Annotated in this window: 11 protein-coding genes and 4 tRNA genes; 4 read left to right on the top strand and 11 right to left on the bottom strand. The window is 40.3% G+C overall.

The window, feature by feature from the left end; genetic code table 11:
• Nucleotides 1–149 precede the first annotated feature (149 nt).
• From CWB62_RS08680 to murB, 7 genes are all read right to left on the bottom strand, one after another.
• Nucleotides 150–225 (bottom strand) — tRNA-Thr (locus CWB62_RS08680).
• 11 nt (nucleotides 226–236) lie between these two features.
• A tRNA-Gly gene (locus tag CWB62_RS08675) sits at nucleotides 237–311 on the bottom strand.
• A gap of 45 nt (nucleotides 312–356) precedes the next feature.
• Nucleotides 357–441, bottom strand: a tRNA-Tyr gene (locus CWB62_RS08670).
• A 40-nt stretch (nucleotides 442–481) separates the two neighbouring features.
• Nucleotides 482–557: transfer RNA gene (locus tag CWB62_RS08665), tRNA-Thr, on the bottom strand.
• Between the two features lie 126 nt (nucleotides 558–683).
• A complete protein-coding gene (locus tag CWB62_RS08660) occupies nucleotides 684–1394 on the bottom strand; it encodes a type III pantothenate kinase (RefSeq protein ID WP_058404683.1) in 711 nt (236 codons plus the stop codon).
• Complete coding sequence (birA, locus tag CWB62_RS08655) at nucleotides 1391–2395, bottom strand: bifunctional biotin--[acetyl-CoA-carboxylase] ligase/biotin operon repressor BirA (protein ID WP_058404684.1); 1005 nt, start codon at nucleotides 2393–2395, stop codon at nucleotides 1391–1393. Before birA ends, CWB62_RS08660 begins: the two co-directional genes overlap by 4 nt.
• The gene (gene murB / locus CWB62_RS08650; protein WP_058404718.1) at nucleotides 2392–3402 is read right to left on the bottom strand and encodes a UDP-N-acetylmuramate dehydrogenase; all 1011 of its coding nucleotides are present in this window, start codon (nucleotides 3400–3402) and stop codon (nucleotides 2392–2394) included. Before murB ends, birA begins: the two co-directional genes overlap by 4 nt.
• A gap of 142 nt (nucleotides 3403–3544) precedes the next feature.
• Here murB and CWB62_RS08645 point away from each other — a divergent pair, with 142 nt between their 5' ends.
• Nucleotides 3545–5386, top strand: coding sequence for a M1 family metallopeptidase (locus CWB62_RS08645; protein ID WP_138531015.1), 1842 nt, complete (start codon nucleotides 3545–3547; stop codon nucleotides 5384–5386).
• 68 nt (nucleotides 5387–5454) lie between these two features.
• Here the strand turns inward: CWB62_RS08645 and CWB62_RS08640 are convergent, their stop codons facing one another.
• Nucleotides 5455–6057, bottom strand: coding sequence for a DUF2057 domain-containing protein (locus tag CWB62_RS08640; protein WP_058404686.1), 603 nt, complete (start codon nucleotides 6055–6057; stop codon nucleotides 5455–5457).
• Between the two features lie 92 nt (nucleotides 6058–6149).
• Between CWB62_RS08640 and CWB62_RS08635 the strand changes: the two genes are divergently transcribed.
• The 3 genes from CWB62_RS08635 to CWB62_RS08625 all read left to right on the top strand — a co-directional run bounded on the left by CWB62_RS08635 (nucleotide 6150) and on the right by CWB62_RS08625 (nucleotide 9649).
• Nucleotides 6150–6521 (top strand): histidine triad nucleotide-binding protein, encoded by a 372-nt coding sequence (locus CWB62_RS08635; protein WP_058404687.1) that lies wholly within the window; start codon nucleotides 6150–6152, stop codon nucleotides 6519–6521.
• A gap of 196 nt (nucleotides 6522–6717) precedes the next feature.
• Nucleotides 6718–7374, top strand: a complete 657-nt coding sequence (locus tag CWB62_RS08630; protein WP_008132268.1) for a helix-turn-helix transcriptional regulator — start codon at nucleotides 6718–6720, stop codon at nucleotides 7372–7374.
• A 118-nt stretch (nucleotides 7375–7492) separates the two neighbouring features.
• The gene (locus tag CWB62_RS08625) at nucleotides 7493–9649 is read left to right on the top strand and encodes an ATP-binding protein (RefSeq protein WP_058404688.1); all 2157 of its coding nucleotides are present in this window, start codon (nucleotides 7493–7495) and stop codon (nucleotides 9647–9649) included.
• Between the two features lie 17 nt (nucleotides 9650–9666).
• On the opposite strand, the gene CWB62_RS08620 is transcribed toward CWB62_RS08625, so the two are convergent.
• The 3 genes from CWB62_RS08620 to CWB62_RS08610 form a co-directional block, all read right to left on the bottom strand.
• Complete coding sequence (locus CWB62_RS08620; RefSeq protein WP_138531013.1) at nucleotides 9667–11088, bottom strand: mannose-1-phosphate guanylyltransferase/mannose-6-phosphate isomerase; 1422 nt, start codon at nucleotides 11086–11088, stop codon at nucleotides 9667–9669.
• Nucleotides 11089–11164: 76 nt separating this feature from the next.
• The gene (locus CWB62_RS08615; RefSeq protein WP_058404690.1) at nucleotides 11165–11938 is read right to left on the bottom strand and encodes an amidohydrolase; all 774 of its coding nucleotides are present in this window, start codon (nucleotides 11936–11938) and stop codon (nucleotides 11165–11167) included.
• Entirely contained in the window at nucleotides 11926–13056 is a 1131-nt protein-coding gene (locus CWB62_RS08610) for a methionine aminotransferase (RefSeq protein WP_138531010.1), read from the bottom strand. Before CWB62_RS08610 ends, CWB62_RS08615 begins: the two co-directional genes overlap by 13 nt.
• Between the last annotated feature and the right edge of the window lie 38 nt (nucleotides 13057–13094).

The following is a 13094-nucleotide window of genomic DNA, read 5'->3' as shown; positions in this document are numbered from 1 at the left end:
TTCAAACTTTTCTTTTGCCATGACGGAACCTATCAGTTTTGTGTATCTAGATTACATATGAAAATAATCCACCGAAGGTAGATTAAGTTAATTTTTTCAAATAGTATTTTCTGACAGATAAAGGAAGTAATCAAGAAGATTCTTAAGACTGGTGCTGATAGGCAGAGTCGAACTGCCGACCTCACCCTTACCAAGGGTGCGCTCTACCAACTGAGCTATATCAGCAACACAAGAACTGGAGCGGGCAGCGGGAATCGAACCCGCATCATCAGCTTGGAAGGCTGAGGTAATAGCCATTATACGATGCCCGCGTTAGGAATCTGTTCTTAATCTACCTCTAACCGTCAAGAATAAAGTGGTGGAGGGAGCTGGATTCGAACCAGCGAAGGCTGAGCCGTCAGATTTACAGTCTGATCCCTTTGGCCGCTCGGGAACCCCTCCACGATAATTCTCTACTAATTCACTTTCGGTAAAAGGAAAGTGGTGCCGACTAACCGAGTCGAACGGTTGACCTACTGATTACAAGTCAGTTGCTCTACCAGCTGAGCTAAGTCGGCACTGCTTTAGTACGGGGCGAGATATTAGAGTAAGGTTTATTGGGATGCAACTATAAAATTAAAAAAAATGCGATTTTATTGCTTAAATGTTCAATATTCATGCAAAAGTTACTTATTTTTCTATTTTTAGCTCGTTTTGCTTAAATTTCGCCAAAAATTTAAACCTTTCATTACCAACAAAGAATCATAAATACTGCCTTCAAATTGCTGCTGTAATAACGCGCCATAACCACCAGCAAAAACAATTTGCATTGTTTGGGTGCTATTTTTTGCACCTAAATGTAATTTAGCTTGTTCAACTGCGCCTATGGTGGCCACTAACGCACCATTTTTTAAGCCGTTAGGGGTGTTTTTTCCTAACTGACTTACAAACGGAGTATTTTCGTCGTCAAATACACGCTGAGTATTTTGCGTCAGCGATGACGTCATTAAATCAAGCCCAGGTAAAATCCACCCGCCTAAGTGCTGTCCTTCACTGGTTAATACATCAATCGTTGTGGCCGTACCCGCATCAACCACTATGCACGCTTTATTTGGATGCAATGTAAACCCAGCAATGAGCGCAAGCCATCTATCAATACCTAAGTTGTTTACTTGCTCGTACGCGCAGGTAAGCCCTTGAAGTGTTTTAGTTACCGTTGCTTCATAACATGCAGTGTGATGCGTAGCAGCTTGAGCTAATATTTTATTGAGTAATTCACTTCGCCCTACACACGCGTATACAACGTCTGTTATTTGCGGCCAGGGTAAATTATTTAAATCGGCTTGTTGTGCCTGCTCGTTGTGCCAAAGCACGGCTTTTAAAGAGGTGTTACCTACATCGATGAGTAATCTCATAGCGATGCCTTTCTCAGTGATATTTCCCCGCCATAGTAGCTTTTTACATCTCCATCTTGACGAATACGAATCCCCCCTTGAGGGTCAATTCCTTCGCATATCCCCCGCCAACTTCTATGGCCTGTATTTAGCTCTACGCACTCACCAGCAAAAGCATTCAGTGAGTTCCATTGCTGATGCATTGTTTGTAACCCACTTTTACGATACTGTTCTAACCGATGCTCTAAGTGATAAGTGAGTGATGCCACCAGCTCATTTTTATCTAGCTTTTGGGTATGCTGGCTTAAATCAGTCCATGCTTGATCTATATTTTGGCTGAAATTTTCTGGCATTTGTAAATTAATACCAATTCCTAATACCAGCTGACACGGTCCTTGCGGTTGCCCATCTAGTTCAACAAGTACACCTGCAAGCTTTTGTTTGTTTAGGTAGATATCGTTTGGCCACTTAAGCTCTAAATCTATGTCATAAAGCGCTTTAATTGTATCGTATACCGCTAACCCCACCGCAATCGACACCCCCATAGCTGCCTGCAGACCATCATCTAAACGCCAAAAGTAACTGTAATAAAGGTTTGCACCAAACGGTGACTGCCACACACGTCCTCGACGCCCTCGCCCAGCTTGCTGCATTTCGGCCACTATAATAGTCCCCGACTCAAGCGCTGTTTTAGCTTGTATACGCCGCATAAGCTCGGAGTTGGTTGAGTCGATTATAGGATGAACTTCTACGTTCGCTGACTGCGACTTCAACTGACTATTTAATTGATTATAATGCTGTTGTATCTGCGATTGGTTTAAAAGCCCAGCGTAGTTGTTTAGGCTATAACCTTTGCCCGTTACTTTAAAAATATCTAAACCCATCTCTTGTAGGCTATTAATATGCTTACTCACAGCCGCACGGCTAATACCTAGCTGCTCTCCCAGCGCTTGCCCTGATACAAAGCCCGGTTTATTTAATGCATTTAATATTGCGAGTTTATTGCCATCAGGTGCTTTCACTGTGTAACGCCTCCTTGTACATAGCATTCGGCAGTTGTATTTATTAAGCGCACTTCATGCTCAAGCAGTATGCTATAACGCGAATACACAATATGTTGAATGTGCTTGATTATACTAATTAGATCTTCGCCGTGGCTATCGCCATGATTTACTAATACCAATGCTTGTTGCCTATGAACTTCAATGCCCGCAACCCGATAACCTTTGAGGTTTGCGTTATCTATTAACCACCCTGCAGCGACCTTATGCTTGCTTTGTCCGAATGCGTAGTGCGGTAATTCAGGGAATTGCTTTAATAGCGTTGCTAATTGTTGATTGGTAATTATTGGGTTTTTAAAAAAGCTGCCCGCATTGGGTAACGTGTATGGATCTGGCAGTTTACTGTTACGTGTTTGGATAACGTGCTCAAATACAGTACGCGGAGTCACATTTTTCAGCTGCTGCAACGGACCATAACTCAGCACAGGCTGCCATTGCTTTGGCAATACTAGCAATACACGTGTAATAACCGCTTTATTTTTCAATGCATGTTTAAATATAGAATCACGATAGCCAAACTTACATTGCTCGTTAGTCAAACAAACAAGTTCTCTGCTGTGTATGTCAAAGTATTCGACTGACTCTATAAATTTTGAAAGTTCAACCCCGTAGGCCCCAATATTTTGCACCGGTGACGCTCCAACAGTGCCGGGTATAAGTGCTAAGTTTTCAAGCCCTGGTAAGTTTTTATCCAATAAAAATTTGACTAATTGATGCCAATTTTCACCGGCTGCAACGCTTATTAAGGTATCGGTTTTACGGGGGGTAATATTAATCCCTTTAGTTGCCATTTTAATTACCGTACCATGGTAATCGTTTAAAAAAATGGTATTACTCCCCTCCCCCAACAAACAGAAAGGTGACGAAAAGCTTTGCTTATATAGCTGCTCAATGTCAGTAATTTCAACTAAATTTTGGCATTTGGTATGTAATGCAAAGGTGTGTAAAGGGTGTAATGCGTGCGTCACAAGGCTCTCAAGATAAACCGCCAACTAATCGCAATAGTTTACCTCATCGTCGCAAAATACGCATCAGATTGTAAAAATTGCTCAACCCACCTTGTCAATCGTGTTATAAAACCTGCTCTTTTTATTTGTGTTCAAGGTAATTATGAAAATTAAACCTCTCTTTTTAAGCCTCGCTATGGCGGGCATGTGTTCGCAAGCAATGGCGAATGCTGTTGATCAAAACTCATACGCCAATCTTGACGATGTTGTTACAACTCACTTAAGCCTTGATTTAGATGTCGATTTTAAAGACAAGCAATTAGAAGGCTTTGTTGAGCATACACTTCAGTGGAATAACAGCAAAAGCAAAAAGCTAGTGCTTGATACTCGCGACCTAGACATCGATAAAGTAATGTATCAAACGCAAGCAGGCAGCTGGCACAAAGCAAAATTCACTTTAGCAAACCGTGATGATGTTAAAGGTTCAAAGCTAACTATTGAGTTTAAAAACCAAGCCAAAGTAGTGCGTATTTACTATAACAGCCGTCCAGAGGCATCAGGCTTACAATGGTTAACACCTGAACAAACAGCAAGTAAGACGCACCCGTTTATGTATAGCCAATCGCAAGCAATTCACGCTCGTAGCTGGTTACCTGTACAAGATACACCGGCAATGCGAGTAACCTATTCTGCGCGTATTACTACGCCTAAAGATATTCGTGCGGTTATGAGTGCCGATAATAAAGACGCACTTTATAAAGATGGCGATTATCACTTTGACATGCCGCAAGCTATTTCACCATACCTAATTGCTATTGGTGCAGGTAACTTAGAGTTTAAAGCGATGTCTCATCAAACAGGTATTTTTGCTGAGCCAGAAATTTTAGAAGCCTCGGTTGCTGAGTTTAACGACACGCAAGCCATGATCGACAAAACCAATGCCATGTACGGCGACTATGCATGGGGTCGTTACGACTTACTCATGCTTCCGCCAAGCTTTCCGTTTGGTGGCATGGAAAACCCGCGTTTATCGTTTATTACGCCTACTGTAGTGGCTGGTGATAAAAGTTTAGTTAATCTAATTGCGCACGAGCTTGCCCACTCTTGGTCTGGTAACTTAGTGACTAATGCAACGTGGGAAGATTTATGGTTAAACGAAGGTTTTACCTCATACGTTGAAAACCGCATTATGGAAGAAGTATTTGGTCGCGACCGTGCAGTAATGGAGCAAGCTCTTGATGCCGCAGGGTTACGTGCACAGCTTAAAACTATTGATGCGCCTGATACTCGTCTTAACTTAAAGCTTAATGGCCGCGATCCAGACGATGCCTTTAGCTCAGTGCCTTACACTAAAGGTCAGTTATTCTTAATTTACTTGGAAAACAAATTTGGTCGTGACAAGTTTGACCCTTTCGTAAAAACTTACTTTGACGAGTTTGCTTTTAAATCGTTAACGACTGCACAATTTGTTACCTATATTGAAGCCCATTTAATTAACAAGTACCCAGGTATTGTTAGTATGGATAAAGTGAACGAGTGGATTTTTGAACCTGGTTTACCAAGCGATGCGCCAAACCCAACCTCTGATGCGTTCGATAAGGTCGATACTGCAACCACAGCTTGGTTACAAGGCGCAACAACTGCAGCGCAGCTCCCAACAGCAAACTGGACAGTACATGAGTGGTTACACTTTTTAAATAACCTACCACGTGATTTAAGCATTGAAAAAATGACTGAATTAGACGGTGAGTTTAACTTAACGCAATCAACCAACGCAGAACGCGCATTTGCATGGTATATGCTTGCGGCGGGCAACGGTTACCAACCGATTTACCCTGCTCTTGATAAGCATTTATCAGGTATTGGTCGTCGTAAGCTAATTGTCCCTCTGTACAAATCACTGATTACTAACGGTAAAAAAGAGTGGGCACAAAAGGTGTACTTAAAAGCACGTCCGGGTTACCACCCACTAGCACAAGGCACTATTGACGCTTTATTTGAATAATAAACAGCGTAAAATAGGAACTAAAAAGGGCCAAATTTGGCCCTTTTTTAATGCTTATCTCAAACAGCTTATTTTGTTACTTTTGCTAAAAAAGCCTGTCGCTCAGCAATTGTTGCTTGTTGCCACCAAAAGTCGAGCATTTGCGTCGCACTTGGCATGCCTTTTCCTGTAATGGGTGCAATTGGTTTAATCGGTCTACTCGGCTTTTCTGGACTCGCAGGTGATTCTCGCATAGTCCTCACTGGCGCTTCGCTAGCAAGTTGGTTATTAGAGACAACACTCAATGGTGCAGCTAACGCACTGCCTTTAGCTTTTAAACTTACCATGGGCGATTGAGCAAATACTTTAGCCGCTACTGCATTTTCAGCACGATTAAATACCAAGGTGTAATCTGTGCCCGCCTCAATCGTAATATCAACCCAAAAAGGCTCTGACTCGACCACCTCATGCATATCGTAATCTTCATCGTATAAGTCGGTATACTTGAGCTTTAGCCGATACGAACCCGGCGCTAGCTCTAAATCGTCTACACGACTAAACAAAGAGCTTTCTATTATTCGCTCACCGACTTGTAACGGCACAAACTCTTCAGGAAAGTGAATATTTTCTGCCATACCCGATACACTAAATAGCAATGCAGCTACACTGCTCATTAACACTGATTTACGCATATTAACTCCTTTGGTTGATTTGAGTTTGACACTGCTTTGAAAATTTGTCATTAGTGAATCTAAATTTCATACCACTTGATAAGGAACACACAATGAGCCAAGAGACACTATTTACAAAAATAATTAATCGCGAAATCCCAGCAAGCATAATTTACGAGGACGAAAATACTCTCGCGTTTGAAGATATAAACCCTCAAGCTCCTTTTCATGTGTTAATTATCCCAAAAATTGCAATTCCTACCATAAATCATATAAATGATGATAACGCACACTTAGTAGGCAACTTATATGTGGTGGCCGCGAAGCTTGCAAAAGAACATAACTTTAGCGATGACGGCTACCGTGTTGTTATGAACTGCAACGATCATGGCGGTCAAACCGTCTATCATATCCATCTTCACATGCTTGCCGGTAAGCAAATGGGGTGGCCTCCTTATCAAGATAACAAAAAAGAAATCGTTTAATTAAGCTCGGTTACTGCATGCTATGTAAAAGCATGTGTTCCTATAAATTAAAAAACAATTACTTATTTGCAACATTTTATGTTTAAATAATCATAAAATTGTACTTGTTTTTAAGTACGATAGCGGTTTTCTAATACTAAAGGTGTGGGAATCGTGATAAACTTAATCAGTCAGCTTTATAAAAGAGTATAAAAACATGAGCAGTTCTGCCTTTTTGTTATTAGATAAAGATCCAATTAATACTATTGGTATTAACGTATTAGAGCCATTGCTAAAAACGCAAGGACTAGACGTAACAACCGGTACTAATATATTGGATACACCTGAAGGAACTCGCTTACTTTTTATTGAAACGTCTAGCAATGACGCGTGGGGAAAATTAAAAGAACAACTAGTAAACCTACGTGTTAAGTGCGATATCATATTATTTAATTTAGATGAAAACCCAGAGCTTGCCAATCGAGCATTACTCAGCGGGATTCGTGGTGTATTTTATACGACCGACAATGCAGATGTGCTAATGAAAGGTATTCGACTCTTATTAGAAGATCAGCTTTGGTATCGTCGCGACATCATGTGTAATGCGTTAAATCGCATGTTGCAGTTTAATAAAGATGCACTTCACAAGCTTACAGAGGGCGATATTGAACCTGTCAAACTTACTAAGCGCGAGAAAGCAATTATTTCATTAATGAGTAACGGTTCTAAAAATAAAGAAATTGCTGAAGAACTTAGCATTAGCCCACACACAGTAAAAACTCATCTATACAGCGCATTTAGAAAGACTAAGTGTCGTAACCGTATTGAGCTATTATCTTGGGCACAGCAAAATATACCAGACGAAATTCGCTAAACGCGTAGTTCAAAGCAAAAAACAGACACTTAGGTGTCTTTTTTGTATTTAGTCTAAGCACTTGTTAACTTAAAATATTTTAATTACTCTAACTTAAAATTTCTTTGCTGGAAGCCTGATGCTCGATTCCTACACTCTTTATTTTGCCAGCATAGCCGTTATTGTTGTTATGATATTTTTGAATATTTTAACATGGCGAACAAATAAGCAAATTCCGGGGACACTACTTTATATTTTTTACCCGGTATTAATGCTATGTGCAGTTATTGCATTTGCTTTTATGAGTAACACCCATAATTTAATTGTTATAAATGCAGCATGTAGCTTAATGTTTGCAGCCTCTATTGTGCACTGTTTTTCTATTAGCCAATTTTTGAATTATCGCGGGCCTGGGTTTAAGCTTCTTTGTTCAGTCACCGCATTTAGTGCAGTGGTATTTGGTTATTATAGTTTTTTTGATCCCTCTTTAGCTGGCCGTGTAATCGCATCCGATTTACAACATATTTCAGAGGCCTTGTTTTTACTGTTTATATTTATAAAGTACGCTCGTAAACCTTATCCCAACGGCAGTATTGTATACATTACAATTTTAACACTCGTGGTGTTAGCCTTTATTGCACGTTCAATTTTTATGAATGAAATTGAGCAAAAAGATCTCGTTTCAAGCAGCTGGTTTAGTACCGTACTATTTTTAAACGGAACTATTGCACCGATGTTTTATGCTGCAGGCATGGCGCTACTATGTAATGAACGCCGGGAACATCACCTCAATACGTTAGCCGCTAAAGCCCAAAAAGATTTAGAAATACGCGGACTATTTTTATCTACCATTAGCCATGAAATACGCACGCCACTTAATGGTATTTTAGGTAGCGCGCAACTGGTTATGAACCAAACAAGCGATACACACAGTAAGGCTTATTGCGAAGCAATTATTAACTCAGCAGAATCATTAAATTTACTAGTCGATAAAGTGCTTGAATATGCAAGTTTAGACCAAAGTGATGAAGCCCTTTATGAAGAAGACATTGAATTTAAAACCTGGCTAAATAATTTATGCCTGTTACTCAGCCCGTTAGCTGAACAAAAACAGCTTAAGTTTGAGCTTGTGTGTAATGTTCCCGAGCAAGCCTGTTACTACTGCGACCAACAAAAGCTACGACAAATAATTATTAACTTAGTCGGCAATGCAATAAAGTTCACCGACCGTGGTGTGGTAAAAATTCAGGTTGATTTGATTTTAGAAAAGCAGCTAGAACACACCATTAAAGTCAGTGTTAAGGATTCAGGCCCAGGTATTGAAAACGATGAAATTGCATACTTAACTGAGCCCTATGTACAAAGTAGTGCAGGTAAAGAAAAAGGTGGCACGGGTCTCGGGCTTGCAATTACAAGCCGCTTATTAGAAAAACTCGGTAGTCGCCTTGAGATTTCTAGCGAACTGGGTATTGGTAGTGTGTTTAGCTTTATAACGACCTTTACCTTAGGTGAGTTAAGCCTTGTAGAGCAACGCCATCAAACAAAAGACTACTTAACAGGGCTTGATGTTCTTTTGGTTGAAGATTTAGACCTAAACCAAAAAATAGCCATTGAGTTTATGGCAGACGACGAGCACAAAATTAAGCTCGCTAAAGACGGTAAAAGCGCCATTGAGCTAATGCAAGCATATCACTTTGACGTAGTCTTACTTGATATGAACCTACCTGATTTAACAGGACAAGAAGTTATTAAGCGCCTAAAGCGTGTTGAGCACAAAAACCAGCGAACACCTATACTTGCTTTTACTGCCAGTTTAAGTCCTGATGAAGTTAAAGAATATTTAGCGCTGGGCATTAAAGACATTGTTGGTAAGCCAATTAAACACCAAAAACTACGCCAAGCATTAAGCGACTCTCAATCAAATCAAACCACAAATATTGCAGTAGAACTTATTGATACCCTTTATGATAAAACGGCTATAGAAACACTCGCCAGCTCGTTTAGTGAGGATGAGGTATCGTCTATTTATAATGAGTTTGTACTTTCTGCTCGAAATAAGTTAATTCGCTGCCAAGGGTTAATAGACCAGCACCCCGAGCAATGCATTAAACTTTTGCATCGCCAAGCGAGCACTGCATTACAATTAGGGTTTAACCGCTATGGCATGGAGCTTAAAAAAATAGAACGCCGATTACTTGATAATAAGCCACATAACGATCTACTTAATGAAGCGCTCGAACTGTGGCAACGCAGCCTTGAAAAATACTTAAAGTTTGTCCGTGGACAACTTTCATAAAGTAAATTAAAAAGGCGTTAAAGCCCTTCTCTGCCATATAAGTCATCAAACCGTTGTATGTCGGATTCATCAAGTATGGCACCCGTTTGTACTTCAATAACAATTAATGGCACTTGTTGGTTATTCGCCAAGCTATGAACTTGCTTCGCGGCAATGTAGCACGATTGGTCTTGGGTGAGCGTTAGCAACTGCTCATCAATGCGAACATTGGCAATTCCCGATACCACCACCCAATGCTCTGCACGATGCTGATGTTGCTGTGTTGAAAGCTTAGCACCGCTATTAACGGTTATTTTTTTAACTTTAAAACCACTATCTTCAACCAAAGTGCGGTAGTTACCCCACGGACGATACACAACCTGATGGTGATTGAGTTTATCACTTTGGCCCTGTGCTAATTGTTTAAGTAATAAAGGTAAACCGTCGAGCTTATTCTTATCGGCAACCAGTGTGGCATCGTGGGTGTGAATAATGGCTAAATCACTTACCCCAAGCGTTGCGATACTATGGTCGTGTTCGCTAATAACAAAATTATTCGTACTGTTTTGTGCTATATGGTTTTGGTTTTCGTTATTACCGTGCGCATCTTGCTTAGTAAGGCTTGCAAGCGCACTAAAGCTACCTACATCACTCCATTTAAGCGCAACAGGCATAACCGCTACATTGTTGCTGCGCTCTAAAATAGCGTAATCAATAGAGTCACTTGGGCAGCTTTTAAGTGGCTCTATGTTTGGCCTTGTAAAGCCTAAGTCGTGTGAAAACTGAGAGGCAGCATGAACACTGTGTGCTATTTTTGGCGCAAAACGTTCAAGCTCATTTAAATAAGCTCGTGGCGTAAATAAAAACATGCCGCTATTCCAACTATAACCACCTTCCGCTAGGTATTTTTGTGCTGTTGCTAGGGTTGGCTTTTCTTTAAATTCAGCGACTTCAAAACAGTTTGAGCCTGAAATTTTACTGCCTTGCTTTATATACCCAAACCCTGTGTGCGCGTGTGTAGGTGTAATTGAAAAGGTAACTAGCATTCCTTGCTCAGCTAACTTAACAGCATCATTTAACTGAAGTGTTAGCTCATCAAAATTTTCAATATAATGATCGGCTGGCATCACTAACATTGGTCCATCAATCCCCTGCTGTAGTGCGTAACATGCGGCTAACGCAATGGCAGGCGCCGTATTTTTACCCTGAGGCTCTAGTAAAAGCGCTTGCGGGTTAATAATTGTACTTTGCTCGGCAGCAATAAAACGGTGTTGTTCGTTACAAACCAGTATTGGCTTTTCAAACTGATTACCTGACACTCGCGCTAAAGTGCTTTGTAATAACGAATAGTGGTTATCGAGTAGCGGTAAAAATTGTTTGGGCATGGCTTGGCGAGACAAAGGCCACAGTCTAGAGCCAATACCCCCAGCTAAAATAACAGGAGTGATTAAAGTATTCATAATGCTAATTAGCCGCCAATCAATGTAATAGCGTCTATTTTAACACTAAATATTTTTAGTGCTAAGTGAAGATAACTTAAGTTAGCGTAAACGGATCGGCATCTAAATAAGCGGGAAAAGACGTTTTAAACGCATCTAGAGGCTCTTTTTCAAGTGTAATTGTCAATAATTGTTTAATATTATCGCCCGCCTTGGCTAATGTCTCTCCTTTAAAGTTATAAACAGCCGTACCACCATTGTGAGCAACGCCATTACCATCATCGCCTACACGGTTAACCCCTACCACATAACATAAATTTTCTATCGCACGAGCTGCCAATAATGTATCCCAAGCGGGACGTCGTACCGCTGGCCAATTTGCTACATTAACCATTATGTCGTAGTCATTTTTATTGCGCTGAAACACCGGAAAACGCAGGTCATAGCAAACTTGAGGCAGTACTTTAAAGCCATTAATTTCAAAAACTTTTCGCTCATTTCCTGCTATTACATGATCTCCCTCATTGCCTAAGCGAAATAAATGACGCTTATCGTAATGGGTCACTTCACCACATGGTTTTACCCAATAAAAACGGTTGGCTTTTTTATCATTTTGCGCCACCAGCACCGACCCAGCAATCACTGCATTATGTTTTTTTGCTTGTTGTTTTAACCAAGTAAGCACTAGGCCATTCTCTGGCTCCGCGCAATCATGGTTTATAGCAAAACCAGTGGCAAACGTTTCAGGTAATAAAATAAGGTCAGGCTTCTCTGTTAGCCCACCTAGTTGCTTATCAAACATCGCTAAATTAGCGCTTTTATCGAGCCAGTGAAGAGAGCTTTGTACTAATGTGAGCGTTAAAGTTGACATAAAATATGGGCTGCCTCTTTTAGGGTTTCATCATTTTTTGCAAAACATAAGCGAATAACCTTGTCACCCGGGGGCGTTTGATAAAAAACACTTAAGGGTATTGCCGCAACACCTGCTTGCTCAACTAACCAATGGCAAAATTCAATATCGTTTAAATCAGATACATCACTGTAATCTAACAATAAAAAATAGGTTCCTTGGCTTGGTAAAATTGTAAATCGACTTCCATGTAAATGACGTATAAGTAAATTACGCTTTTGTTGATAAAAATCACTAAGTCTATCTACATGATCGCCTTGTTGTTCTAACATATCGGCCAATGCATGCTGAGCAGGTGTAAAGCTAGAAAAGGTGACATATTGATGAATCTTTCTAAACTCACCTGACAAGTCATCAGGGGCAATGCAGTAACCCATCTTCCACCCTGTGCAATGAAATGTTTTACCAAAGCTCGAAATAACAAAACTTTTAGCTAATAACTCGTGATCGCGTAGTACACTTAAATGTAGTTGCTCATCAAAGGTAATGTGCTCATATACCTCATCGCTAATAACATAAAGGTTGTAAGTACCAACTAATCTTTTAAGCTTTAGAATATCGTGATGTGTAAATATTTTAGCGCTTGGGTTGTGGGGCGTATTTATAATAATAGCGCGTGTTTTTTTTGTGATTTTTTGCTCTACCTTATGCCAATCAATCGTAAAGTCTGGCGCATTTAAAGCAATATGTACTGACCTCCCACCAGCAAGCTCAATAGCTGGCTTATAGGAGTCGTAAGCAGGATCAAATACAATGACCTCATCGTTTGGTCGTACGGCAACAAAAAGGGCTTCGGTTGCACCTGATGTGATAGTTATTTGCTTATCAGCATTAAGCTCTGTAGCGTATTTATTTTGTACCAAATTTGCAATTTGCTGCTGTAATTTAGGCACACCACTTGAAGGGGAGTATTGGTTAAAACCGTTTTGAACATAATGAGTGATCTGACTTTTTAAAAAGTTTGGAGTGTCAAATTCCGGAAAGCCCTGCGAAAGATTAAGTGCAGAGAACTGATTCGCCAACTCGCTCATTTGACTAAATATACTTACGCCAACGTCGGGTAATTTACTATTGAACACGCACTTTCCTTACTTCATTTTTGAAACAGCTCATAATA

It is taken from the genome of Pseudoalteromonas sp. S408, assembly GCF_005886645.1.
Taxonomy (GTDB): Bacteria; Pseudomonadota; Gammaproteobacteria; order Enterobacterales; family Alteromonadaceae; genus Pseudoalteromonas.
The sequence above is the reverse complement of the archived record's forward strand: the minus strand, read 5'-3'. Positions and strand labels throughout refer to the sequence as shown.